This is a genomic window from Aromatoleum evansii (genome assembly GCF_045689615.1).
Lineage (GTDB): Bacteria > Pseudomonadota > Gammaproteobacteria > Burkholderiales > Rhodocyclaceae > Aromatoleum > Aromatoleum evansii.
On the sequence record NZ_CP141259.1, the window covers coordinates 4,825,519 to 4,850,031 of the forward strand.

The following is a 24,513-nucleotide window of genomic DNA, read 5'->3' on the forward strand; positions in this document are numbered from 1 at the left end:
CATGCCCGCAAGCCTGCCGCCCCCCGGCGTCGATGCCGCGCCGCTGCGCCCCAAACGAGCCACGGTCGCCATGGGTTTCGTGACCGGGATGCTCGCGGGAATGCAGGGGCGCGGGCGCGACCCGGCGCCCTTTCTCGCCGCGGCGGGCATCGACCTTGCAGACCCTGCCACGCGCGTGCCGATCGACCGTTATGCACGGCTCTACAACGACCTTACACGCGCACTCGACGACGAGGGCTTCGCGCTGTTCGCGCAGCCGATGCGCAGCGGCAGCTTCGAGTTCCTGTGCCGCGGCATGCTCGGCGCGGCGACGCTGGGCGAGGCGCTCGACCGCGCGGCGCGCTTCCTGCGCATCGTGCTCCCCGACCTCGCCGTGAGCGTACGCCGCGCCGAGGATCCGGACGACGAGCGCGCCGAGCTGCGCATCTCCGAGACGCGCCGCCTCGCGGACTGGCGCGGCGATCCGGCGCGCGTATTCGCCTTCGAGTGGCTGCTGCGCCTGATCCACGCGGTGGCGTGCTGGCTCGTCGGCCGCGGGCTCGCACTCGACTCGGTACATTTTCCCTACCCACGGCCAGCACACGCCGACGACTACGCGCTGGTCTATACGGAGCACTCATTCTTCGATGCCGGTACGCTGGTCGCCCGCCTGCGCGACAACCTGCTCGACCTGCCGGTGCGGCGCGACGAGGCGGCGCTGAAGGCCTTCCTCGACGGCGCGCCGGGCAAGATCACGATGCTGTACCGGCGCGACCGGGACATGGTGCTGCGCGTGCGCGACCTGCTGCGCGATGCGCTGCCGGCGAACCTCGCGCTGGAGGACGTCGCCGCGCGCCTGCATCTTTCGCCGCGCACGCTGCACCGCCGCCTTGAGGACGAAGGCGCGAGCTTCCGCTCGATCAAGGACGCGCTGCGCCGCGACATCGCACTGTCGCGGCTGACCAAGACGCAGCAGCCGGTCGCGACGATCGCCGCCGAGCTGGGGTATGCCGACACGTCCGCCTTCTACCGCGCCTGCGTCGCCTGGACGGGGGTGTCGCCGGAACGCTTCCGCCGGCAGTTGCACCATCAGCCGGGCGGCCGCCGGACCTCGCAGGACGGATGAGCACAGCGCTTTCTGCCCTGCGCCCCCGTCCCGCGCGAACAACCTGCTCGAGGAGCCTGTCGGACTTGAAGAATCGAAGCAAAATTCGGCTGAGCGAGGACGGATTTTGTCGATTTGGCAGGTCAATAGTTATTCTATTGATCAAAAAAGCGGCGAAATATGGACTGCCCAGGCGGATTTGCAGCCGATTTCCTTTAAGTCCGACAGGCTCCTAAAATGGTGCCGCCTCTGCTGGAGCCGCCCGCCCGATGCTACGCAACGCCCCCTCATCCGAGTCGCCCAAGCCGCCGTCGCGCATGTCCGGGCACGAACTGCGGCGCTACGACCTGCTGCTTGCCGGCCTCGACCTGCTCGACCAGGCCATTGCGGTATTCGATGCGACCCCGAAGCTCGTCACCTGGAACAAGGCGATGCTGCGCCTGCTCGACTTCCCCGAGAGCATGGTCCGCGTCGGCACGCCCTTTGAGGAATTCGTGCGCTTCAATGCCGAACGTGGCGAGTACGGCGACGGCGAACTGGAAAAACTGGTGTCGGAACGCATGGCAGCGGCCCGCGCCTTCCTCCCCCACTACGCCGAACGCAAGCGCCCCAACGGCAAGATCCTCGCGATCCGCGGCGTGCCGATCCCGAACCTCGGCTTCGTCTCGCTGTGGACCGACATCACCGAGCAACGCCGCGCCGAGGAGGTCATCCACCAGCAGAATCTCGAGCTCGAAGCCCGCGTCAAGGCGCGCACGCAGGAACTGGAAGACGCCAACGCCTGCCTCGCGCGCGCCAACGCCGAGATCGACGAAATCGCCGGCGCTCTGCGCCACAGCGAGGAGAAGCTCAAGACCATCATCGACTCGATCCCAGCACTGATCGCCTACGTCGGCCGCGACGAGGTGTACCGGTTCGCGAACCGCGGCTATGCGGAGTGGTTCGGACTGGGCAAGGAAGAGATCGTCGGGCGCTCGATCGAGAGCGTATTCGGCCCCGAGCTCTATCCCATCGTCCGGCAACGTCTCGCGGTCGTGGACCGCGGCGAGCGCGTGAGCTACGAATACGCGCGCAGGCTCGCCAATGGCCGCACGGTGCATGCGCGCAGCGTGATCGTGCCGGAGATGTCCGCACAGGGCGAGGTGCAAGGCTATTTCGTGCTGTCGACCGACATCACCGAGCAGAAGGCGAGCCAAGCCGCGCTGATCCAGGCGCAGAAGATGGAGGCCGTCGGGCAGCTCACCGGTGGCCTCGCGCACGACTTCAACAACCTGCTGACCATCATCATCGGCAATCTGGCGGCGCTGCAGGCGCAGGCGCCCGGCGCCCGCCTGAGCGAGCACCTCGACCCCGCGCTGCACGCCGCGCGACGGGGCGCGGAGCTCATCAAGCGCCTGCTGACCTTCTCGCGCGGCCAGGCGCTGGAGCCGCGCGCCGTAGAGGTCGGCGCCCTGGTGCAGGACATGGCGCAGCTGCTTGCTCGCTCGCTGACCGAGAACGTACGACTGCACGCGAGCCTGCCGGACGCACCGCTGTTCGCCTTCGTCGACGCCCATCAGCTCGAGAACGCGCTGCTGAACCTCGCGCTCAACGCGCGCGACGCGATGCCCGACGGCGGCGACCTGACGATCGCGATCAGCGAGCGCCACATCGACGAAGGGCTGGCGGCACTGGCCGAGCTGCCGGCAGGCGACTACGTGCAGATCGACATCACCGACACCGGCAGCGGTATCGACCCGGAACTGCTGCCTCGCCTCTTCGAACCCTTCTTCACCACCAAGCCCTTCGGGCGCGGCAGCGGGCTGGGTCTGGCGATGGTGTACGGCTTCGTGCGCCAGTCCGGCGGCAACATCCGCATCCGCAGCACCCCCGGCAAGGGCACCACGGTGACCTTCGTGCTGCCGCGCGCGGAAGCCCCCGCAAGCGCCGACGCGAACGTTTCCGCACCGGCCGTGCGTGCGGCCCGCAGCGTGTCCGGCCCTGTCCTGCTGGTCGAGGACGAACCGGAAGTGCGGCGCATCATCCGCCTGCAGCTCACCGCGCTGGGCCACACCGTGATCGAAGCGGGCGATGGCGTCGAAGCCTGGCTGCTCCTCGAAGCGGTATCCGACATCGCGATCCTCGTCACCGACACCATCATGCCGGGCGGCATCGGCGGGCGCGAGCTGGTCACCCGCACGCGCGCCTTGCGTCCCGACATGCCCATCCTCATGATTACCGGTTACGCCAGCGACAATGCCCTCGCCGGCACCGCCGAACTCGACGTGCCCGTGCTGCGCAAACCCTTCGACCAGGCCGCGCTCGCCGCCGCCCTCGACGAACTGCTCGAACACAACGCCACCCCTGCCATCCAGAGAGAGGAAGCCCCCGACCGATGACCGGACAAGAAAGCTCGCCGCTGATCCTCGTGCTGGAGGACGAACCGGACATCGCCCGCATCATCTGCAGCGCGTTGTCCGGCTACGGCTTCCGCAGCGAACACCTGCGCACCGGACGCGAGCTGCTCGCCCGCGCGCAGCAGACCTCCCCCGACCTGGTGATCGTCGACCTCGGCCTGCCCGACATGGACGGCATGCAGGTCGTGCGCGAACTGCAGGACGGCAGCCCCTGCGCCGTGCTGATCCTCACCGGCCGCAACGACGTCACCGACCGCGTGCTGGGCTTGGAGCTCGGCGCCGACGACTACATCGTCAAGCCCTTCGAGCCGCGCGAGCTGGTCGCCCGCGTGCGCTCCATCCTGCGCCGCTACACGCGCTCGGCCGCCCCCGAGGCTGGCGGCGAGGCGCCCGCCGAGCGCACCGTCGCGCGCTTCGGCGACTGGCGTTTCGACACCGGACGCCATTCGCTGGTGCACGCGGACGGCAGCGAGACCAGCCTATCCTCGGCCGAAGCCGCGCTGCTCCTGACCCTGGTGCGCCGCCCGAACAAGATCCTCAGCCGCGAGCAGTTGCTCGGCGAGCGCGACGTCGATCCCTTCGACCGCAGCATCGACGTGCGCATCTCGCGCCTGCGCCGCAAGCTCGGCGACGACCCGCACAGCCCAAAGATGATCAAGACGGTGTATGGCGCGGGCTATCTCTTCGCCGCACAGGTCGGCTGGGAGTGAGCGACCTCACGCGTCTGGCCTCTCGACGGACCGGGACAAAGAATTCATAATTATGGATTCTTAATCCAAATTTACCGGCGGAGATTTCCATGACGCAGCGCCCGTTCAAGATCCTCGGCATCCAGCAGATCGCCATAGGCGGCCCGAGCAAGGACAAGCTCAAGACCCTGTGGGTCGACATGCTCGGCCTGGAAGTGACCGGCAACTTCGTCAGCGAGCGCGAGAACGTCGACGAGGACATCTGCGCGATGGGCAAGGGCCCGTTCAAGGTCGAGGTTGACCTGATGCAGCCGCTGGACCCGGAGAAGAAGCCGGCCGTGCATGCGACGCCGCTGAACCACGTCGGCCTGTGGGTGGACGACCTGCCGAAGGCGGTCGAGTGGCTCTCCACCAACGGCGTGCGCTTCGCCCCCGGCGGCATCCGCCGCGGCGCGGCGGGCTACGACATCACCTTCCTGCACCCGAAGGGCAACGACGAATTCCCGATCGGCGGCGAAGGCGTGCTGGTCGAGCTGGTGCAGGCCCCGGCCGAGGTCGTCGAGGCGTTTGCGAAGCTGGCCGGCTGATTCGACATCTGCAGGCGGCACGCGACGCCGATCGCCGCGGCCGCCGATTTCGTCGTGGGAGCGGCTTCAGCCGCGAATCGGCAGTGTCGCAGTGGCGCGGGCCATTCGCGGCTGAAGCCGCTCCACGGGGCGCCTCCCGCCGAGCCGCTCCCTGATCGCCGTCTCCGGCGAGCCCCTGACTAGAGCCTCGCCGTATTGAAGGTGTCGCACGCCTTCAGCGAGCCCTTCTCCAGCCCGATGCGGAACCAGCGCACGCGCTGCGCGGAGCTGCCGTGCGTGAAGCTGTCGGGCATCACCCGCCCCTGCGACTGGCGCTGCAACTGGTCGTCGCCGATCGCGGTCGCGGCGCCGAGCGCTTCCTCGACGTCGCCCGCTTCGAGCACCTGCCGACTGCGGTCGGCGTGATGCGCCCACACGCCGGCAAGGCAGTCGGCCTGCAGCTCGAGGCGCACCGACAGCTGATTGCCCTGGCGCTCCGACACGCGCTCGCGCGCCCGCTGAACCTTGTCCGAGATCCCCAGCAGGTTCTGCACGTGATGCCCGACCTCGTGCGCGATCACGTAGGCCTGAGCGAAGTCGCCGGGTGCGCGGAAACGGTCCTTCAGCTCGTTGAAGAAGGACAGGTCGAGATACACCTTCTGGTCCGCCGGGCAATAGAACGGCCCCATCGCCGCCTGCCCCACACCGCAGGCGCTGCGCGTCGCGCCGGTGTACAGCACCATGCGCGGCTCCCGGTACTGCCCCCCGCCCGCGCTGAAGATGGCCCCCCAGGTGTCCTCGGTGTCCGCCAGCACCATGGAGGCGAAACGCGCCAACTCGTCCTCGGCGGGCGAGCGCGGCGCCGCGGGGCGGGCGGCGGGCGGCGGCGACTGGCTGACGCTCGCGGTGTCGAGGATCACGCGCGGGTCGATGCCGAAATACATCGCCACCAGCGCGATCACCAGCGTGCCGACACCGATGCTGCGGCCACCGCCGAAGCCGCCCCCGCCGCCTTCGCTGCGGCGGTCCTCGACGTTGTCGCTCTCGCGGCCGTTGCGAAACAGCATGTGCGCTCCCCGTCCTTCAATGAACCGTGAGATTCACATTATGGACCAGCGCATCCCGCCCTCCGCCAGCGGTGCGTAACCGGCAGTGAACGGCGCGCCTCAATTGCCCGGCTGCAGCGTCACCGACAGGCTCGTCTCCTTGCCCTCGCGCAGCACACCGAGCTTCACGGTGTCCCCCACACGGTGATCGTCGAGGCGCGCGGTGAGCTTCGCGACCGAGTCGACCGGCCGCCCGTCCAGCGACACGATGATGTCGCCCGGATAGAAACTGCCGTCGCGCTCCTGCCGGATGCCACGCAGCCCGGCCTTGTCAGCCGCCGAACCGGGCATCACGCGCAGCACCACGACGCCTTCGACCTCGAGCTCTTCGAGCAGGCGCGCATTCACATCCTCGTCGATCTGGATGCCCAGCACCGGGCGGACGTACATGCCGTTCTTGATGAGTTGCGGCACGACGCGCATCACGGTATCGACCGGTACGGCGAAACCGATGCCCGCAGAAGCTCCCGAGGGGCTGTAGATCGCGGTATTGATGCCGATCAGCCTCCCGTTCGAGTCCAGCAGCGGGCCGCCCGAATTACCGGGGTTGATTGCAGCATCGGTCTGGATCAGGTGCTCGATCGTCGTTCCGCCGTCCTCTCCCGGCAGCGAGCGATCGAGCGCGGATACGATGCCGGTCGTGAGCGTCCAGTCCAGCCCGAAGGGGTTGCCGATCGCGAATACCTTCTGCCCTACCTTGAGGTCCCCGCTCGTCCCGACCGGCACCGGCGGCGGGCGCTTGAAGCCCACGCCTATCCTCAGCACCGCAATATCGTGTGCCGGACTCACCCCGACCAAGGCCGCCTGGTAGTCGCGCCCGTCGGCGAGCTTCACGGTCGCCTGCGAGGCTTCCCGGATCACGTGAAAGTTCGTCACGACGTGACCGGCGTCATCCCAGATGAAGCCCGAGCCGGAGCCGCGCGGCACCTGCATCACATTGCGCGTCCACGCATCGCGCACCAGTTGGGCCGTGGTGATGAAAACCACCGAATCGCGCGCATGCTCAAACAGTTCGATGGTCGATTTCTCGTCAGCAGCCAGGTCGCCGCGCGGCGTCACCGTGCGCTCGGCCGCCTGCTTCGGGCTGAACCAGTCCTCGATGACCGGCTGCTGACGCCACAACACCATCAGCGCCGCCACGGCGAGGGTCACGAGGAGCAGACGCTGCAGGAAACGGTCTCGCACGGGCGCGGAGTGGGGGTTTCGGGAATCGGGTCTCATAATTACATCGAAGCAGGAAAAGAGCGGAAACCCGCCAGGATCGCCGCCGTCAGTGCCCTTCAGTGGCGAGCGATCGACTCGGCCACCTTTGCGAACGCGGCGACGAGTTGAGCACGCAGGTCCGCATCGGCGACCTGCTCCTCGAGCGCTCGCTTCATGCAGAGCATCCACGCGTCGCGCGCGGCGCTATCAACGCCGAAGCGGGCATGGGCGCGGCCCAGTCGCGGCGGGCCGTGGCGTTCCGCATACAGGGGTGGGCCGCCCAGCCAGCCCGACAGGAACATGAAGAGCTTTTCCTTCGAGTGGCCGAGATCCTGAGGGTGCATCGCCCGGATCGCCGCCGCTTCCGGCAATTCGTCCATCAATTCGTAGAAGCGATCGACCAGCCGCCGCACGGCGGGCCCTCCGCCCAACTTCTCGTAGTGCGGATTGGCGTTGACGGCGACTTTCGGAGATTGCGGCAACATCGGAAACACCTCAGCGAACGACTTGGGATGGCCGAACGGCGCCGGCATTGAACGGCTGGGCCATCGCGCCCCGGACTCAGCAATTGCCCTTCTTCGCCTGTCCCGGCGGGCAGAAACCGCCACCTGAACCTCGGGGGCTACCCGGGTCGACCACGACCGAACCGGCCGGCGTGTAGACGGCACATGCGCCGAGGAGCGACGCCAGCGCAATCAGGGCAAGAAACCGCTTCATGTAACCTCCGCAGGTCAAGGAATAAGGCGCAATCATAGCGCGCCAGCGGGCCGGCTCCGGCCCTGGAGGCGTTGCGGATGATTTCAGTCGGGCTCGCGCTCCGCAAGGGCGCGTGCCGCCGCGATGCGTTCGGCGCTGTCCGGATGGGTACCGAGGAAGGCGAATCGCTCCGCCTGCCCGCTGGTGGAGAGCTTCTCGAAGAAGCGCACCGCCCCCGCGGGGTCGTAGCCCGCGCGCAGCATGTAGGCGATGCCGGCCTCGTCGGCGGCGCGCTCATCGTCGCGGCTGTACCCATTCTCCGCCATATTGGACGCGAGTTCGGCGAAAATCGGAGTCAGGGGAAAGCCGACCGCGGTGAGGAGCACACTCGCGATCGCCACCAGGCCGCCGGTCTCGTTGCGGCGTGACAGGCGCTGCTCCGAGTGGCGCAGATTCAGATGCGCGAGTTCGTGTCCGATCAGCGCCGCCCATGCCGCCTCGTCCGCGCCGAGCAGCTCGACCATACCGGAGTGGATACCGATCACGCCGTCCTTGCCTGAGCGCATTGCGAAGGCGTTGGCGTTGGGGTCGTCGACCAGCAGGAACTGCGGACGCGCACCCGGCGTGGCCGCCCCCACGCGTCGCGCCGCCGCCCAGGCCGCGCGCAAGGCCTGCGCGTCGAACCAACGCACAACGCCCTGTCCCTGCACGCCGACCCGTCGGCCTTCGGCGGAGGCGAGTTCCGCCAGCGGCCACGCCGCCGCGTGGCCGTTGTGTCGCGGTACCTTGCTCCGCGGGGGCGCGTTCTCTGCGGGCGGATGGTCCGCCGGCGGCTGCATCGCACAACCGCCCGCCAATGCCACCAGCAAGGCCAGCGAACACTTACGGCCAAGTGCAGCGACGTTCATCATGCGGACGGGCAAACCATGCGCCAATACATTCCGACAGCATACACAAAGAACGTCAGCCGGGGGCGCCGCGCGGGAAATGGAAATCCGCACGACGCGCGATCCGGAGCCAGCTGCCAAAACCCCGCGATGAAATACCGTTCGGGCCAGGCCTGCCGTGCGCAGCGACGAGCCTGCCCGAAGCGAATCCGAAGGGCGAGCGGGAGGGTATTCGACTGCCCCGTCAAAGGCCGCCTTCGCCCATCTCCGCGATGTAGTGGGCGTGTTCCAGCGCGCAACGGCCTCGCCACGTGCCGACACGGCGATGATTCCGCCGGCGCCGCCAATTTCGCCGGCCTACTTCTCAGGCAAGGTCTGCGACAGGGCCAGTAGGTCGGCGATCATCGTATCGGGCTGCGTGATCAGCGAGATCATCGGGATTCCCGGTTGGCCGAAACGCGCCTTGTGCATGAATTCCCACGGGTTTTCGCGGGCGATCGTGCCGACGTACTCAGGGTCCTCGGGCGTCCGGAAATTCAGGGTCTTGCCGTCGAAGCCGTGACATACCGCGCAGATCGTCTGGTAATACGGCGCCCCGCGACCGGCTTCGCCGCGCGACTTGCGCGTGGCGCGATCGATATGCAGGTCCATGTCGATTTGCCCCAGGCTGACGAAGAGCGCCAGTTTTTCCATCTCACCCCGACCGATCATGTCCTCGGTGTAACGGTGGGTGTCGTCGGTGAGGATCTTCACGATCGCCTTGGGATCGACGCCGACCATGGCTCGCAGCCCCTTGATTCCGGTCTGGTGCGAACCCTTCGAGTAGGCGCCGTCGGCGCCCTTGTAATCCCAGCCGTGGCATTCCTTGCAGCGCCAGGTCGCGCCGCTCTTCTGCTTGCCGGTGCTCGGATACGCGGGGTGCGTCTCCTTCGGCAACTCCTTGCCGAGCACCTTGGCCCAGTTATCGTAGAGCTGGCCGCCGCGCGCAATGTCCCAGACCTGGCTGCGGGAACCACCCTCGTCGGCCGTGGCAGGCACGGGGAACCCCGCCGTCACGGCAAGGGCCAGGCTGCTCACGCCAGCAGCCAAAACATTTCGCACGCATTGCGCCATGATTCCCCCCTCGATTCGGACGATGCAATCGACACTTACCTTTAAGTCTGTAGCACGCCCGGAGGGCAAACGACAGGGAACCGGACGGTAGGCAGTGCATATGTACCGGATCTTGACGCCGGCGGGGATGCCCCCGGTGGCGAGGGCCCGCCGGGGAACGGCCGTCTGCGCGGAGCTGCGGTTCTGCAGACCCAGACAGAAAAGCCTGCTTGCGCAGGCTTTTCGGATACTGCTCATGGCGCCGCCGCGGATGCGGCGGCAGCCGTCCCGATCACTCGAACTCGATGATGACCTCGTCGACCGACAGGCTCGCACCCGGCTTCGCGACGATCTTCTTCACCGTGCCGTCCTGCTCGGCCTTGAGCACGTTCTCCATCTTCATCGCCTCGATGATCGCGAGCTTCTCGCCGGCCTTCACTTCCTGGCCTTCGGCGACGCAGACGTCACGCAGCAGGCCCGGCATCGGCGACAGCAGGAACTTCGACATGTCCGGCGGCAGCTTCTCCGGCATCATCGCCAGCAGCTCGGCGGCGCGCTCGGTCATCACGATCGGCTCGACCTGCAGGCCAAAGTGCGAGATGCGATAGCGCAGGCCGCGACGCTCGATCTGCAGGCAGATCGGGGAGCCGTTCACGGTGCCCTGGAACAGCAGGTCGCCGAAGGTCCAGTCGGAGGCGATGCGGTAGGTCTTGTCGGCGTGGGTGATGTCGAAGCCTTCACCCGACGCCGTCACCGCCATGTGGTACTGCTTGCCGCCCATCACCACGACCCAACGCTGACCCACCTTGCGACCGTGGCCGGCGAGCTGGCCGTCGATCTGCACGGCACGGCCGATGTAGCGCAGGCGCGCGAAGGTCGCGACCGCGGCGAGCAGCGCGGGATCGTCGTGCGGCACCATCGACGCGTCGAAGCCCTGCGGGTACTCCTCGGCGATGAAGCCGGTATTGAAGTTACCCGAGCAGAAGCGCGGATGCTGCAGCAGCGCGGCCTGGAAGGGGATGTTCGAGCTGATGCCACGGATCACGAAGGCGTTGAGCGCGTCGCGCATGCGCTCGATGGCCTGCTCGCGGTTCGCGCCGTGCACGATCAGCTTGGCGATCATCGAGTCGTAGTACATCGAGATCTCGCCGCCTTCATATACGCCGGTATCGACGCGCACCTGGCCGTCGACCTCCTCGGGCGCCTGGAACTTCACGAGGCGGCCGGTGGAAGGCAGGAAGCCGCGGAACGGATCTTCCGCGTTGATGCGGCATTCCATCGACCAGCCGTTGATCTTCACGTCGGCCTGGGTGATCGGCAGCTTCTCGCCGTTGGCGACGCGGATCATCTGCTCGACGAGGTCCAAGCCGGTGATGAGTTCGGTGACCGGGTGCTCCACCTGCAGGCGGGTGTTCATCTCCAGGAAGTAGAACTCCTTGGTCGCGCCGCTGACCACGAACTCGACCGTGCCGGCCGACTCGTAGTTCACCGCACGTGCCAGCGCCACCGCCTGTTCGCCCATCGCCTTGCGCATATCGGGATCGACGAAGGGGCTCGGCGCCTCCTCGATGACCTTCTGGTGGCGGCGCTGGATCGAGCAGTCGCGCTCGTTCAGGTACACGTAGTTGCCGTGCGAGTCGCCCAGCACCTGGATCTCGATGTGGCGCGGCTCGAGGACGTACTTCTCGATGAACACGCGGTCGTCGCCGAACGAGGCTTTCGCTTCATTCACGCAGGACGAGAAACCTTCGAAGGCTTCCTGGTCGTTGAACGCGACGCGCAGGCCCTTGCCGCCGCCGCCGGCGGAGGCCTTGATCATGACGGGGTAGCCGATCTTCTTTGCGATCTCGACGGCTTCCGCCGGGCCGGCGATCGCGTCGTTGTAGCCGGGGATGGTGTTCACGCCGGCTTCGATCGCGAGCTTCTTCGACTCGATCTTGTCGCCCATCTTCGCGACCGAGTAGTGCTTCGGCCCGATGAACTTGATGCCTTCCTCTTCCAGGCGGCGCGAGAACTCCGCGTTCTCGGACAGGAAGCCGTAACCCGGATGGACCGCCTCGGCGCCGGTCTGCTTGCAGGCGGCGATGATCTTGTCCATGACGAGGTAGGACTCTTTCGACGGCGCCGGCCCGATGCACACGGCCTCGTCGGCGAGCTCGACGAAGAGCGCGTCCTTGTCGGCCTCGGAATGCACGGCGACGGTGGCGATGCCCATCTTGCGGGCGGTCTTGATCACGCGGCAGGCGATTTCGCCGCGGTTTGCAATCAGGATCTTCTTGAACATGTCTTTATGAACCTCTCGCGGCGATTACAGAGGGATGTTGCCGTGCTTGCGCCACGGATTCTCGAGTTCCTTGTTCTTCAGCATCGACAGCGAGCGGCACACGCGCTTGCGCGTCTCGTGCGGCATGATCACGTCGTCGATGAAGCCGCGCGCGCCCGCCACGAACGGGTTGGCGAAACGGGCCTTGTACTCGGCCTCGCGCTGCGCGAGCTTGGCCGGGTCGTCCTTCTCGCCGCGGAAGATGATCTCCACCGCGCCCTTCGGACCCATCACCGCGATCTCGGCCGACGGCCAGGCGAAGTTCACGTCGCCGCGCAGGTGCTTGGACGACATGACGTCGTACGCGCCGCCGTAGGCCTTGCGCGTGATGATCGTGACCTTCGGCACCGTGCACTCGGCGTAGGCGTAGAGCAGCTTGGCGCCGTGCTTGATGATGCCGCCGTATTCCTGCGTGGTGCCCGGCATGAAGCCCGGGACGTCGACGAGCGTCACCACCGGAATGTTGAACGCATCGCAGAAGCGCACGAAACGCGCGGCCTTGATCGAGCTCTTGATGTCCAGGCAGCCCGCCAGCACGAGCGGCTGGTTCGCGACGATGCCGACCGGGGCGCCTTCCATGCGCGCGAAGCCGATGATGATGTTCTTGGCGTAGTCCGGCTGCAGCTCGAAGAAGTCGCCGTCATCGACCATCTTGGTGATGACTTCCTTCATGTCGTAAGGCTGGTTCGGGTTCGTCGGCACCAGCGTGTCGAGCGAGAAGTCCAGGCGCTCGGCGGCGTCGACTGCCGGCACGGTGGGGGCCTTCTCGCGGTTGCTCGACGGGATGAAGCCGATCAGGCGGCGCGTCATCATCAGCGCCTCGACGTCGTTCTCGAACGCGAGGTCGGCGACACCCGACTTGGTGTTGTGCGTCACCGCGCCGCCCAGTTCCTCGGCGGTCACTTCCTCGTGGGTCACGGTCTTCACGACTTCCGGACCGGTCACGAACATGTAGGAGGAATCCTTCACCATGAAGATGAAGTCGGTCATCGCCGGGCTGTACACCGCGCCACCGGCGCAGGGGCCCATGATCAGAGAGATCTGCGGCACGACGCCCGAGGCGAGCACGTTGCGCTGGAACACGTCGGCGTAGCCGCCGAGCGAATCCACGCCTTCCTGGATGCGCGCGCCGCCCGAGTCGTTGAGGCCGATCACCGGCGCGCCGACCTTCATCGCGTGGTCCATGACCTTGCAGATCTTCTCCGCGTGGGTCTCGGACAGCGAGCCGCCGAACACCGTGAAGTCCTGCGAGAACACGAACACGAGGCGGCCGTTGACGGTGCCGTAGCCGATCACCACGCCATCGCCCGGAGTGTGGTCCGCTTCCATGCCGAACTCGGTGCAGCGGTGCTCCTTGAACATGTCCCATTCTTCGAAGCTGCCTTCGTCGAGCAGCAGCTCGATGCGCTCGCGCGCGGTGAGCTTGCCCTTGGAATGCTGCGCGTCGATGCGCTTCTGCCCGCCGCCGAGGCGCGCCTTGGCGCGCTTTTCGTCGAGCTGACGAATGATCTCTTGCATTGATGACCTCCTTGACTTGTTCTGCTGTCCCGACCTGTTGCCGACCGGGCGTTCAACTTCAATTCTTTTCGAGCGGCCTCGATTGCTCATGTAGGGCGGGAGGAGCGAAGCGTATCCCGCCTTCACCCGCCGAGTGGCGGGATACGCTTCGCTCCTCCCGCCCTACGTTCTAGTCCGCGTCCTTCTCCACATATCCGAGCAATCGCATCGCGGCGGCCGAAGGCGTCGTCGTGCCCTCCTCCACCGCGCGCGCGAGCCCGGGCAATTCGTGCTTCACCTGCGCGTGCCCGCGGAAATGACTGCGCAGCCCTGCATCGATCAAATCCCACATCCACGCCAGCGCCTGATGGCGCCGCTTGGCCTCGAACTCGCCCGAGGCCTGCATCGCCTTGCGGTAATCCGTCACCGCCGTCCAGAAATCGGCGATGCCCTGCTTCTGCAGCGCCGAGAGCGTCAGCACCGGCACCGTCCAGTTCGGGCTCGCCGGCCGCAGCATGTGCAGCGCCGTCTTCATCTGCGACTTCGCACGCATCGCCGCACCGGCGTCGATGTCGGCCTTGTTGATGACGATGAGATCGGCGATCTCCATGATGCCTTTCTTGATCGCCTGCAGGTCGTCACCCGCGTTGGGCAGCTGCAGCAGGCAGAAGATGTCGCTCATGCCGGCGACCGCGGTCTCGCTCTGCCCGACGCCGACCGTCTCGATGATGATGACGTCGAAGCCCGCGGCCTCGCACACCAGCATCGTCTCGCGCGTCTTCTCGGCGACGCCGCCGAGGCTGCCCGCGGACGGGCTCGGGCGGATGAAGGCGGCCGGGTTCTGGCTCAGCAGCTCCATGCGCGTCTTGTCGCCGAGGATGGAGCCGCCGGTGAGCGACGAGGACGGATCCACCGCCAGCACCGCAACGCGCAGGCCCTGCTCGATGAGGTACAGGCCCAGCGCCTCGATGAAGGTCGACTTGCCGACGCCCGGCACGCCCGAGATGCCCACGCGCATCGCACCGCCCGTGTGCGGCAGCAGCGCCTCGAGCACGTGCCGCGAGCGTGCCTTGTGGTCCTCGCGCTGCGACTCGATCAGCGTGATCGTCTTCGCGAGCGGGCGCAGCTGGCGGGCGACCACGCCGTCGACCAGCACCTGGTCGGCGGCGTCGAGCACGGGCAGATGTTCGGGTTTGTTCATCGGCATCGAGGCGTCAACGAGGCGGTTCACGTAGGGCGGGAGGAACGAAGCGTATCCCGCCATTCCAACGGTGGGGCTGATTCAGGCGCCGCGTGGCGGGATGCGCTGCGCTCCTCCCGCCCTACGGAAATCAGGCCTTCGCCGCGCGGATCTGCTTCAGCACTTCGCGCGCGGCCGCCGGAATGGGTGTGCCCGGCCCGAAGATGCCTTTTGCCCCGGCAGCATACAGCGCATCGTAGTCCTGCGCCGGAATCACCCCGCCGACGAACACGACGATGTCGTCCGCACCGAGCCGCTTCAGCTCGTTCACGACCTGCGGCACCAGCGTCTTGTGCCCCGCGGCAAGGCTCGAGCAACCGACGGCGTGCACGTCGTTCTCGACCGCGTGGCGCGCCGCCTCTTCCGGCGTCTGGAAGAGCGGGCCGATGTCGATGTCGAAGCCGAGGTCGGCGAAGGCCGAGGCGACGACCTTCGCGCCGCGGTCGTGGCCGTCCTGACCGAGCTTGGCAATCATGATGCGCGGACGGCGCCCCTCTTCCGCGACGAAGGCTTCGATCTCGGCCTTCAGTTCCTTCCAGTCGGCATCGTTTTCCACGACGGCTCCATACACGCCGGACACGGCTTGCGGGTTGGCACGGTAGCGGCCGAAGACCTTCTCCAGCGCGTCCGAGATCTCGCCGACGGTCGCGCGCAGGCGCACCGCCTTCACCGATAGGTCGAGCAGGTTGCCGTCGCCGGTCTCGGCACACTTCGTCAGCGCGTCGAGCGCGGCCTGCACGGCGGCGTTGTCGCGCGTCGCGCGGATCTTCGTCAGGCGCGCAACCTGCGCCTCGCGCACGGCGTGGTTGTCGATGTCGAGGATCTCGATCGGGTCTTCCTTCGCCAGCTTGTACTTGTTCACGCCGACGATGACATCCTTGCCCGAGTCGATGCGCGCCTGCTTGTCGGCAGCGCACTCCTCGACCTTCATCTTGGCCCAGCCGGACTCGACCGCCTTGGTCATGCCACCCATGGCCTCGATCTCCTCGATAAGGCTCCACGCCTTGTCGGCCATGTCCTGGGTGAGCTTCTCCATCATGTAGGAGCCGGCCCACGGATCGACGACGTTACAGATGTGCGTCTCTTCCTGGATGATGATCTGGGTGTTGCGCGCGATGCGGGCCGAGAACTCGGTCGGCAGCGCGATCGCCTCGTCGAGCGCGTTGGTGTGCAGCGACTGCGTGCCGCCGAACACGGCCGCCATCGCCTCGATCGTCGTGCGCACGACGTTGTTGTACGGATCCTGCTCGGTGAGCGACCAGCCCGAGGTCTGCGAGTGCGTGCGCAGCATCATCGACTTGGCGCTCTTCGGGTTGAACTGCTTCATGATCCGCCACCACAAGAGACGCGCCGCGCGCATCTTGGCGATCTCGAGGTAGAAGTTCATCCCGACTGCCCAGAAGAAGGACAGGCGGCCGGCGAAGGTGTCGACGTCCATGCCGCTGTTGATGCCGGTGCGCACGTACTCCATGCCGTCGGCGAGCGTGAACGCGAGCTCGATCGCCTGGTTCGCGCCTGCTTCCTGGATGTGGTAGCCGGAGATCGAGATCGAGTTGAACTTCGGCATGTGCTGCGCCGTGTACCCGAAGATGTCGGCGATGATCTTCATCGACGGCGTCGGCGGGTAGATATAGGTGTTGCGGACCATGAACTCCTTGAGGATGTCGTTCTGGATGGTCCCGGACAGCTTGTCCTGGCTCACGCCCTGCTCTTCGGCGGCTACGATGTAGCCGGCGAGGATGGGCAGCACGGCGCCGTTCATCGTCATCGACACCGACACCTTGTCGAGCGGAATCTCGTTGAAGAGGATCTTCATGTCCTCGACCGAGTCGATCGCCACGCCGGCCTTGCCGACGTCACCGACGACGCGGGGATTGTCCGAGTCGTAGCCGCGGTGGGTCGCGAGGTCGAACGCGACCGACACGCCCTGGCCGCCGGCGGCGAGCGCCTTGCGGTAGAAGGCGTTGGACGCCTCGGCGGTCGAGAAGCCGGCGTACTGGCGGATCGTCCACGGCTTGACCGCGTACATCGTCGGCTGCGGCCCGCGCAGGAAGGGCTCGAAGCCGGGCAGCGTGTCGGTGTGCGACAGGTCGGCGGTATCGGCCTTCGTATACAGCGGCTTCACCGCGATGCCTTCGGGCGTCACCCAGTTGAGCTTCTCCACGTCGCCACCCGGCGCATGTTTCGCGGCAGCCTTGTTCCAGGCTTCCAGGTCCGACTGGGGATAAGCCGGCATCTTGTCGTTCGGCATGACAAACCCTCTCCGATTCCAATGGCCGCGGCTAGCGGCGTTGCGATTTTGTGTGCTGCTGGTCTGACGGCTTGCTGGCGACGACGAGACCGCCCGCAGTCCGAAGACTGCAGGCGGTCGCCGGCGCTCCCATGCATTCGGCGTAGCTCCCTCTCCCTCTCGTTGCGCAGCAGACCAAGGGTCCGCCAACGCAAGCTCCCAATCCTACGCCGCACATGGGAAGTTGACTTGTACCGTCGCACAAATAATACTTTATCCATAATTATGAATGCAACTGTCCGTGAGTCGGGATTTCGACGACAATCCGGCCCGCAACAATTCGCACACCGAACAGCACCCATGACCGCCACCCGCATCGCCCCGCTCGCGCTGTACCAGGAAGTCGCCGAGCGGCTGCGCCAGCTCATCTTCTCGCACGAACTGGCGCCCGGCACCTGGATCGACGAGCAGGCGCTCGCCGACAACTACGGCATCTCGCGCACGCCGCTGCGCGAGGCACTGAAGGTGCTCGCCTCCGAAGGGCTCGTCACGCTCAAGCCGCGCCGCGGGTGCTACGTCACCGAGATTTCCGAGCGCGACCTCGACGAGATCTTCGCCGTGATGGCCCTGCTCGAAGGCCAGTGCGCGCAGACCACGGCACAGAAGGCGACCGATGCGGACCTGGGCCGCTTGCGCGAGATCCACGCCGGACTCGAAAAGGCGGCGGCGGCGGACGACATCAACGGTTTCTTCGAATCGAACCAGGCCTTCCACCTCGCGCTGCAGGAGATCGCCGACAACCGCTGGCTGCAGCACGCCATAGAGGACCTGCGCCGCGTGATCAAGCTGTCACGCCATCACTCGCTGTTCGGCGAAGGCCGCCTCGAGCAGTCGCTCGCCGAACACCGCGAGCTCCTCGCCGCGCTCACCGAGCGCCGGGCGGACGATGCGGAGCGACTGATGCGCGCCCACATCAGCAGCGGCCGCGCAGCCCTCGTGCGCATCGCCAAGGCCCGCAACAAGGTGGCGTGAGCGGCCGCGGGGATCATGCTTCCCCCGTGGGAGCGGCTTCAGCCGCGAATCGGCGGTACGGCAAGCGGCGCGGCCAATTCGCGGCTGAAGCCGCTCCCACAAAGCAAAATTCCAAAACAGCTCCCACGAAGGCGGCTTCCCCTGCCCTCACTCCCCCGGCCGCGTCATCGCCTCCGGATCCACCCACAGGTCGAAGTCCTCCTCCCGGACGTACCCGCTCGCCAGCGCCGCTTCGCGCAGCGACAGCCCCTCCCTGTGCGCCTTCTTCGCGATCTCCGCGGCGCGGTCGTAGCCGATGTGGCGGTTGAGCGCCGTCACCAGCATCAGGTTCTTCTCCAGGTTTTCGCGGATGCGCGGCAGGTTCGGCTTCAGGCCGCGCGCGCAGTGCGCCTCGAAGGCGTCGCAGGCATCGGCCAGCAGGGCGATGCTCTCCAGCACGTTGTGCGCCATCACCGGCTTGTACACGTTCAGCTGGAAATTGCCCTGCGTGCCGGCAAACGCGACCGCGGCGTCGTTGCCGAACACCTGCACGCACACCATCGTCAGCGCCTCGCACTGCGTCGGGTTCACCTTGCCCGGCATGATCGACGAACCCGGCTCGTTCTCCGGAATCAGCAGCTCGCCGATGCCGCAGCGCGGTCCGCTCGCCAGCCAGCGCACGTCGTTGGCCATCTTCATCAAGCCGCCCGCAAGCGTGCGCAGCGCCGCTGAACACTGCACCAACGCGTCATGCGCCGCCAGCGCGAAGAAGCGATCCGGCGCGCTACGGAACGGCTGACCGGTGAGCTGCGCGATCTGCGCCGCCGCGCAATCGCCGAAGCGCGGATGGGCATTGAGGCCGGTGCCGACCGCAGTGCCCCCGATCGCCAGCTCGTGCAGCCCCGGCAGGCTCGCCGTCACCGCGGCAAGGCCGAAATCGATCTGTGCCACCCACGCGCCGATCTCCTGCCCCAGCGTCACCGGCGTCGCGTCCTGGAGATGCGTGCGACCGGTCTTCACGATCTCCTCGCAGCCCTTCGCCTTGTCCGCCAGGGTGTTGCGCAGGCGCCGCACGGCGGGAAACAGGCGATCATGCAGCTCGCCGACGACCGCAATGTGCATCGCGGTCGGGAACGTGTCGTTGGACGATTGCCCACGATTGACATGATCGTTCGGATGGATCGGGTGCTTCGAGCCGACCTCGCCCCCCGCCAGTTCGATCGCGCGATTCGCGATCACCTCGTTGGCGTTCATGTTGGACTGCGTGCCCGATCCGGTCTGGAACACCACCAGCGGAAAGTGCCCGTCCAGCTCGCCTGAGATGACCTCGTCCGCCGCCGCCGCGATCAGGCCCGCGAGTTCCAGCGGCAACTCGCCGAGCTCCGCATTGGCCTGCGCCGCGGCCTTCTTGAGGATGCCCAGCGCCCGGATCATCGCCCGCCCCCAGCGGAAGCGGTCCGTGCCGATGGGGAAGTGCGCCAAAGAGCGCTCCGTCTGAGCGCCCCAGTAACGGTCCGCCGCCACCTCGACGGGCCCCATCGAATCGGTTTCGGTACGCGTCGCGTCCATGCTCGTCTCCCGGCCATCTCGCAGCCATCTCCCGGCCACGTGGAGTTTGACGCCTACACCCGCGCGTGATTCCCCGGCCCGGCGCAAGCGCCGCGTCCCGTGAATTTGTAACTTTATGCGCAACCTCCATGCCTCTAACATCCCACTCGGGATCCGGAAGCATTCGCTCCGAGAAGACGCTCCAGGCGCGACACCCGAGGGAGGCACGACGCAATGCCGCGAACGGACGGCGAAACCGGCAAGCCGGCAGCTGCAACACCGGCGACCACGCGCGCGGGCAACAGCCCGGAGCTGCGGCGTGTACTCGCGAACATTCGCGTGCTGGTCGCCATCGTCGCCGCCACCGAGGCCGTCTCCCTTTCTGCGGCAACACGCCCGTCCATGATGCTCGCCGTGCTCGGCTACGCCGCCTGGGCCGGCTGGCTGTGCTGGATCGAGCTGAACGGCAACCGCCCGATCCGTTCCATGCTGACGTCCTGGGTGGACGCGATCTGGATCCTCCTGTTCGCATGGCTGGCGGGCACTCAGAGCAGCCTGTACACCCTGCTGCTGCTGTTCCCGGTGCTCTTCGCCGCGCTGAGCTTCGGCTTCGTCCCCGGCCTCGTGATATCGCTCTTCGCCGCCGCGGGCGCGGGCGCCGAACTCCTCGCCCGCGACATCAACCTCGGCAAGCTCTCCCCGGAAATCATCCTCCAGCCGCTTTCGATCCTGATCCTCGGGCCGCTAGTTGCCGGCCTCGCGCGCGCCGGCGTGCAGATGAACGAGCAGATATCCGTCGCCGACCGTCTGCTCGGCGCAGCCGACCCGCGCCTCGGCATCAAGCGCGTCGCCGAGACCCTGTTGCGCGCCGTCTCGCGGCACTTCTCGGCCGATCTCGGGCTGCTGCTGATCTGGCTCCCCGGCAGCGATGCGCGACTGTTTCGCTGCGACCGCAACGGCCGCTTCACCGAACTGGACGGCGAACTGCGCAGCGCCCTCGTCGACGCGCTGGTGCGCCTGCCCGCCGACGTCGTCAGCGTGCACCACCACGCCCACGTCCTCGGGCGCTTTCCACTGCGTTACACCAGCGGCTTCGACCTGGTGAGCAAGACGCCTACAAACGCGGCGCGGACGGCCGTGCAGGATCTTGCCGAGGCACTGGATGCGCACTCGATGATCGCCATCCCCATCTGCCGCCGCGGCCCCCATCCCTGCCGCCTTGTCCTGGAATCGGGACACCGCCGCTATCGCTCCCACGACGCCGACCTCCTCGCCGGCATCATGGACCAGCTCGCCCCCGTGCTCGAGAACGCGGGCCTGCTGGAGCGCCTCGCCGACGAGGCCATGGCCACCGAGCGCGCGCGCATCGGCCGCGACCTGCACGACAACGCGATCCAGCCCTATCTGGGCCTCAAGTACGGCATCGAAGCCCTCGCGCGCAAGGCCGACACCGACAATCCGCTGCGAACCGACATCCTGGCCCTGCAGGAAGTCGCCCTCGACGAGCTCCACACCCTGCGCGAACTCGTGAGCGGCATGCGCAATGGCGCCGCGGGTGGCGACGACGCCCTCTGCCCCGCCTTGCAGCGACAAGCCAAGCGCTTCACCGAGCTGTTCGGCATAGACGTGACGGTGCAGTGCGAAGGCAACCTGTCGATCCGGCGCAAGCTCGCCGCCGCCATCTTTCCGATGGTCAGCGAGGCCCTCACCAACATCCGGCGCCACACCCCGGCCCAGCGTGCGGAGATCCTCGTCCGTGCGGATGACAACGACTACGTCGTCGAAGTCCGCAACCCGCATGACATCGACTCGCCGCCCGAGCCCTTCGTACCGCGTTCTGTCGTCGAACGCGCGGAATCTGTAAGTGGATGTGTCGTAGTCGACATACTGCATGACGGCACCACTGCTCTAATGATCTCGATTCCGAAATCAACCTGAGCGGCGACAGATCATGATCGAAGTCACCGAACGCCCAATCCGTGTTTTCCTCGTCGACGACCATCGTGCAACCCTTTGGGGCCTCGAACGCCTCGTCGGCGGAGCACCACGCATGCAACTGGCCGGCAGCGCGACCAGTGTCGCCGACCTCCTCGCATCGCCCGACAGCCGCGAGGCCGACGTCATCGTCATCGACCTCGACCTCGGCGGCCACGACTCCAGTGACTCCTTCGCCGAACTGCTTGCCACCTACGGCGCGAAAGTCCTCGTCCTCACCGGCGCCCGCGACCTCGACGCCCATCGCCGCGCCGTCATGGCTGGCGCCCGCGGCGTCGTGCGCAAGGAAGAGCCGGTCGACGTCCTGCTGCGCGCGATCGAGAAAGTGCACGAAGGCGACGTGTGGGTGAACCGCGCCCTGATCGGCGACATCATGAACATGCTCACCGGCAGCAAGAAGGCCGCTGCCCCCGACGACGCGCGCATCGCGAGCCTCACACCCAAGGAGCAGGAGGTCATCGGCGCCGTGGTCCGGCACAAGGGCGCGAAGAGCCTCGTCATCGCGGACGACCTCGGCATCAGCGAGCACACCCTGCGCAACCACCTCACCGCCATCTACCACAAGCTCGAAGTGCACGGCCGGCTCGAGCTGTACCTGTACGCCAAGGAACGCGGCATCGGCACGGTCGCTCAGTAACACCCTGCGCGGCGCCACATGCGTTGGTGCCGCGCCCGCCGCTCGCCGGCTCCCACATCCATCCGTCGTCGAAGCCCCACCCGCTAACCGGCGGCTAGTTCAATTGTCACGCCCGGCAGGGGCACCTCCACCCGCGCGCTGCCCCCGCCTGAGAACTACGCTTGGAAGATAACGCGGACGCAGCCATCGCCCGCGACTTCGCAACAGGCCACGCGGCCGCTCCACACCCGCACCGCCAACCTGTCCGTCACGCACTTGCCGCCGCACCGGAGGAGAGATCATGCGTCACGCAGTTTTCCTTGCCCCGTTCGTCGCCGCCTGCCTGCTGCTCGCCCAGCCGCCTGCCCACGCCGGCGGACTCCCCGAAGGCGTCCCACCGCCCCCGCGCTTCGCCCCCGACCAGTTGCTCGTCGCCTTCAAACCCGGCACCGCCGGCGCGCAGATCGCCCAGGCCCACGCCGCAGCCGGCGCACAAGTGATCAAGCGCTTCGACGCCATCGGCGTCCAGCTGCTCGCCATCCCTTCCGGCGCCGTCGAAGCGAGCATCGCGCTCTACGAGCGCAACCCCAACGTCCGCTACGCTGAACCCAATTTCCACCGTCCGCTGATCCTCCCCACCGAAGGCCGCGACCCGATGCTGCCGACCGGCCTCGGCACCGAATACCTCGCCCTGCAATGGGGCCTCAACAATACCGCGCAGGCCCTATACGACGTCGCCTCGGGCGCCAACGTGACCGGCACGCTCGACGCCGACATCGACGCACCTGAGGCATGGGATCTCTCGCGCAGCAACGAGAACACCAAGATCGCGATTCTCGACAGCGGCGTCGAATGCACGCACGTCGACCTGCTCGGCAAGTGCGTCGAGGAACGGAACTTCACCGCCAGCACCACCACCGCCGACCTCCTCGGACACGGAACCCACGTCGCCGGCATCGCGGCCGCGAACACCAACAACGGCAAGGGCACGGCCGGCGTCGGCTGGAACGCCAGGATCGGTTCGCTCAAGGTGTGTCACGAATGGCCCTCGGTTGATTTTCCCTACCTCGGAATGTGCGACGTCGCCGACTCGGTCGCAGGCCTGATGTACGCCGCCGACAACGGCTACCGCGTCGCCAACATGAGCTACGGCAGCGACCCCGACCCCTACTCCCCGTCCCAGGCCGAATCCGACGCCATCAAGTACGCCTGGAGCAAGGGCGTCGTCCTCGTCGCCGCTGCCGGCAACGACTACGCCACCACGCGCCACTACCCAGCCGCATTCCCAGAAGTCATCTCCGTCGCCGCCACCGACCGCCACGACAACCTCGCCTATTTCTCCAGCTTCGGCTCGTCCTGGGTATCGGTCGCAGCCCCCGGCCACGACATCCTGTCGGCCTACCCGAACGTAGCCTGCAGCATCCCGCCGGACGACCCCGAAGGCTGCTACAACTGGCTCTCCGGCACCTCCATGGCCTCGCCCCATGTCGCCGGCCTCGCCGCGCTCGTGCTCACCCGCTACGCCGGCATCACCAACGTCCAGGCCCGCGCCTACATCGAGAACAGCGCCAACGCCCAGGGCGCCCTCGGCCAGAACTTCCGCGCCTGGGTCAGGTACGGCCGCATCAACGCCCATCTCGCCCTCACCGCCGACAACCCGCCGCCGCCACCGGCCACCATCACGCTCAGCGCCACCGGCTACAAGGTCAAGGGCCAGCAGAAGGCTGACCTGCAATGGACTGGCTCGGCAGCCGGCTCGATGGACATCCTGCGCAACGGCAGCATTCTCACCACCACCGGCAACGACGGCGCCTACACCGACCCGATCAACCGGACCGGCGGGGGTTCCTACACCTACAGGGTATGTGAAACGGGCACGGCCACCTGCTCGAACGAGGCCGTCGTCGTATTCTGACCGAACTCCGCAGGGAGCGACCGCGTGAGACAAAATCATGCGTCTCGAGCATGAGCATGCTCATGCGCAGCCATGCATTGCCCATGATGCGCATGAATGCCAAGATGTCCGTATTGGCAGCCGAGGAGTCGCCATGAAAACAACGACAGCGCCAGGAAGTGCGCGCAAGGCCACGAATGTCACGCTCGGCGAAACCCTTCTGGCCGAGGCGAAAGCCCTGAACATCAACATTTCACAAGCGGCAGAGGCCGGGCTGGCGCGAGCCGTAGCCGAACGACGTCGGGAGCTGTGGTTGGCCGAGAATCGTGCCGCACTGGACAGTTCCAATGCGTACGTCGAAGCGCACGGCCTTCCTCTTGCGCGCTACAACGGGTTTTGATGTCCCGGTTCAGCGCATTCAGGAATCCGGACGGCGTCGG

The 24,513-nt window shown here is 66.9% G+C and carries 20 protein-coding genes; 9 read left to right on the forward strand and 11 right to left on the reverse strand.

Annotation, left to right across the window (positions count from 1 at the left end; translation table 11 throughout):
- Position 1: 1 nt before the first annotated feature.
- The 4 genes from U5817_RS22595 (at position 2) to U5817_RS22610 (ending at position 4,756) form a co-directional block, all read left to right on the forward strand.
- Entirely contained in the window at positions 2-1,105 is a 1,104-nt protein-coding gene (locus U5817_RS22595; RefSeq protein WP_407278883.1) for an AraC family transcriptional regulator, read from the forward strand.
- Positions 1,106-1,353: 248 nt separating this feature from the next.
- A complete protein-coding gene (locus tag U5817_RS22600; RefSeq protein WP_407278884.1) occupies positions 1,354-3,462 on the forward strand; it encodes a PAS-domain containing protein in 2,109 nt (702 codons plus the stop codon).
- Complete coding sequence (locus U5817_RS22605) at positions 3,459-4,190, forward strand: response regulator transcription factor (RefSeq protein ID WP_169126263.1); 732 nt, start codon at positions 3,459-3,461, stop codon at positions 4,188-4,190. The genes U5817_RS22600 and U5817_RS22605 overlap by 4 nt, the downstream gene beginning before the upstream one ends.
- A gap of 89 nt (positions 4,191-4,279) precedes the next feature.
- Complete coding sequence (locus U5817_RS22610; RefSeq protein WP_407278885.1) at positions 4,280-4,756, forward strand: VOC family protein; 477 nt, start codon at positions 4,280-4,282, stop codon at positions 4,754-4,756.
- A 179-nt stretch (positions 4,757-4,935) separates the two neighbouring features.
- Here the strand turns inward: U5817_RS22610 and U5817_RS22615 are convergent, their stop codons facing one another.
- The 10 genes from U5817_RS22615 to scpA form a co-directional block, all read right to left on the reverse strand.
- The gene (locus U5817_RS22615) at positions 4,936-5,802 is read right to left on the reverse strand and encodes a neutral zinc metallopeptidase (protein WP_407278886.1); all 867 of its coding nucleotides are present in this window, start codon (positions 5,800-5,802) and stop codon (positions 4,936-4,938) included.
- A 99-nt stretch (positions 5,803-5,901) separates the two neighbouring features.
- Positions 5,902-7,062 (reverse strand): S1C family serine protease, encoded by a 1,161-nt coding sequence (locus tag U5817_RS22620; protein WP_407278888.1) that lies wholly within the window; start codon positions 7,060-7,062, stop codon positions 5,902-5,904.
- 59 nt (positions 7,063-7,121) lie between these two features.
- Complete coding sequence (locus U5817_RS22625; RefSeq protein WP_407278889.1) at positions 7,122-7,577, reverse strand: group II truncated hemoglobin; 456 nt, start codon at positions 7,575-7,577, stop codon at positions 7,122-7,124.
- 28 nt (positions 7,578-7,605) lie between these two features.
- Positions 7,606-7,761 carry a hypothetical protein gene (locus U5817_RS22630; protein WP_407278890.1) on the reverse strand — a complete coding sequence of 52 codons (156 nt, stop codon included), beginning with the start codon at positions 7,759-7,761 and terminating at the stop codon, positions 7,606-7,608.
- Between the two features lie 83 nt (positions 7,762-7,844).
- Positions 7,845-8,651, reverse strand: a complete 807-nt coding sequence (locus U5817_RS22635) for a M48 family metalloprotease (protein ID WP_407278891.1) — start codon at positions 8,649-8,651, stop codon at positions 7,845-7,847.
- A 333-nt stretch (positions 8,652-8,984) separates the two neighbouring features.
- Positions 8,985-9,704, reverse strand: a complete 720-nt coding sequence (locus U5817_RS22640) for a hypothetical protein (protein ID WP_407278892.1) — start codon at positions 9,702-9,704, stop codon at positions 8,985-8,987.
- Positions 9,705-10,011: 307 nt separating this feature from the next.
- Positions 10,012-12,003, reverse strand: coding sequence for an acetyl-CoA carboxylase biotin carboxylase subunit (gene accC / locus U5817_RS22645; RefSeq protein WP_407278893.1), 1,992 nt, complete (start codon positions 12,001-12,003; stop codon positions 10,012-10,014).
- Positions 12,004-12,027: 24 nt separating this feature from the next.
- Positions 12,028-13,560: an acyl-CoA carboxylase subunit beta gene (locus U5817_RS22650; protein WP_407278894.1), complete on the reverse strand. Its 1,533-nt coding sequence runs from the start codon at positions 13,558-13,560 to the stop codon at positions 12,028-12,030.
- 169 nt (positions 13,561-13,729) lie between these two features.
- Complete coding sequence (meaB, locus tag U5817_RS22655; RefSeq protein ID WP_407281123.1) at positions 13,730-14,746, reverse strand: methylmalonyl Co-A mutase-associated GTPase MeaB; 1,017 nt, start codon at positions 14,744-14,746, stop codon at positions 13,730-13,732.
- A 124-nt stretch (positions 14,747-14,870) separates the two neighbouring features.
- A complete protein-coding gene (scpA, locus tag U5817_RS22660; RefSeq protein ID WP_407278895.1) occupies positions 14,871-17,030 on the reverse strand; it encodes a methylmalonyl-CoA mutase in 2,160 nt (719 codons plus the stop codon).
- 339 nt (positions 17,031-17,369) lie between these two features.
- Between scpA and U5817_RS22665 the strand changes: the two genes are divergently transcribed.
- Complete coding sequence (locus U5817_RS22665) at positions 17,370-18,041, forward strand: GntR family transcriptional regulator (RefSeq protein WP_169126274.1); 672 nt, start codon at positions 17,370-17,372, stop codon at positions 18,039-18,041.
- A 147-nt stretch (positions 18,042-18,188) separates the two neighbouring features.
- Here the strand turns inward: U5817_RS22665 and fumC are convergent, their stop codons facing one another.
- A complete protein-coding gene (gene fumC, locus U5817_RS22670) occupies positions 18,189-19,589 on the reverse strand; it encodes a class II fumarate hydratase (protein ID WP_407278896.1) in 1,401 nt (466 codons plus the stop codon).
- Positions 19,590-19,802: 213 nt separating this feature from the next.
- On the opposite strand from fumC, the gene U5817_RS22675 reads away from it, so the two are divergent.
- The 4 genes from U5817_RS22675 (at position 19,803) to U5817_RS22690 (ending at position 24,473) form a co-directional block, all read left to right on the forward strand.
- The gene (locus U5817_RS22675) at positions 19,803-21,506 is read left to right on the forward strand and encodes a sensor histidine kinase (RefSeq protein ID WP_407278897.1); all 1,704 of its coding nucleotides are present in this window, start codon (positions 19,803-19,805) and stop codon (positions 21,504-21,506) included.
- Positions 21,507-21,519: 13 nt separating this feature from the next.
- The gene (locus tag U5817_RS22680) at positions 21,520-22,200 is read left to right on the forward strand and encodes a response regulator (protein ID WP_407278898.1); all 681 of its coding nucleotides are present in this window, start codon (positions 21,520-21,522) and stop codon (positions 22,198-22,200) included.
- Positions 22,201-22,480: 280 nt separating this feature from the next.
- Entirely contained in the window at positions 22,481-24,094 is a 1,614-nt protein-coding gene (locus tag U5817_RS22685; RefSeq protein WP_407278899.1) for a S8 family peptidase, read from the forward strand.
- Between the two features lie 133 nt (positions 24,095-24,227).
- Positions 24,228-24,473 (forward strand): type II toxin-antitoxin system CcdA family antitoxin, encoded by a 246-nt coding sequence (locus tag U5817_RS22690; protein ID WP_407278900.1) that lies wholly within the window; start codon positions 24,228-24,230, stop codon positions 24,471-24,473.
- The last annotated feature ends 40 nt before the right edge of the window (positions 24,474-24,513 follow it).

Bases quoted from the DNA above. Each gene is read 5' to 3' on its own strand.
- U5817_RS22620 (WP_407278888.1), bottom strand. From the start codon at position 7,062: ATGAGACCCGATTCCCGAAACCCCCACTCCGCGCCCGTGCGAGACCGT.
- U5817_RS22605 (WP_169126263.1), top strand. From the start codon at position 3,459: ATGACCGGACAAGAAAGCTCGCCGCTGATCCTCGTGCTGGAGGACGAA.
- accC (WP_407278893.1), bottom strand. From the start codon at position 12,003: ATGTTCAAGAAGATCCTGATTGCAAACCGCGGCGAAATCGCCTGCCGC.
- U5817_RS22610 (WP_407278885.1), top strand. From the start codon at position 4,280: ATGACGCAGCGCCCGTTCAAGATCCTCGGCATCCAGCAGATCGCCATA.
- U5817_RS22680 (WP_407278898.1), top strand. From the start codon at position 21,520: ATGATCGAAGTCACCGAACGCCCAATCCGTGTTTTCCTCGTCGACGAC.
- U5817_RS22650 (WP_407278894.1), bottom strand. From the start codon at position 13,560: ATGCAAGAGATCATTCGTCAGCTCGACGAAAAGCGCGCCAAGGCGCGC.
- U5817_RS22615 (WP_407278886.1), bottom strand. From the start codon at position 5,802: ATGCTGTTTCGCAACGGCCGCGAGAGCGACAACGTCGAGGACCGCCGC.
- U5817_RS22630 (WP_407278890.1), bottom strand. From the start codon at position 7,761: ATGAAGCGGTTTCTTGCCCTGATTGCGCTGGCGTCGCTCCTCGGCGCA.
- U5817_RS22635 (WP_407278891.1), bottom strand. From the start codon at position 8,651: ATGATGAACGTCGCTGCACTTGGCCGTAAGTGTTCGCTGGCCTTGCTG.
- scpA (WP_407278895.1), bottom strand. From the start codon at position 17,030: ATGCCGAACGACAAGATGCCGGCTTATCCCCAGTCGGACCTGGAAGCC.
- U5817_RS22665 (WP_169126274.1), top strand. From the start codon at position 17,370: ATGACCGCCACCCGCATCGCCCCGCTCGCGCTGTACCAGGAAGTCGCC.
- meaB (WP_407281123.1), bottom strand. From the start codon at position 14,746: ATGCCGATGAACAAACCCGAACATCTGCCCGTGCTCGACGCCGCCGAC.
- U5817_RS22625 (WP_407278889.1), bottom strand. From the start codon at position 7,577: ATGCCGGCGCCGTTCGGCCATCCCAAGTCGTTCGCTGAGGTGTTTCCG.
- U5817_RS22675 (WP_407278897.1), top strand. From the start codon at position 19,803: ATGCCGCGAACGGACGGCGAAACCGGCAAGCCGGCAGCTGCAACACCG.
- U5817_RS22595 (WP_407278883.1), top strand. From the start codon at position 2: ATGCCCGCAAGCCTGCCGCCCCCCGGCGTCGATGCCGCGCCGCTGCGC.
- fumC (WP_407278896.1), bottom strand. From the start codon at position 19,589: ATGGACGCGACGCGTACCGAAACCGATTCGATGGGGCCCGTCGAGGTG.
- U5817_RS22600 (WP_407278884.1), top strand. From the start codon at position 1,354: ATGCTACGCAACGCCCCCTCATCCGAGTCGCCCAAGCCGCCGTCGCGC.
- U5817_RS22685 (WP_407278899.1), top strand. From the start codon at position 22,481: ATGCGTCACGCAGTTTTCCTTGCCCCGTTCGTCGCCGCCTGCCTGCTG.
- U5817_RS22690 (WP_407278900.1), top strand. From the start codon at position 24,228: ATGAAAACAACGACAGCGCCAGGAAGTGCGCGCAAGGCCACGAATGTC.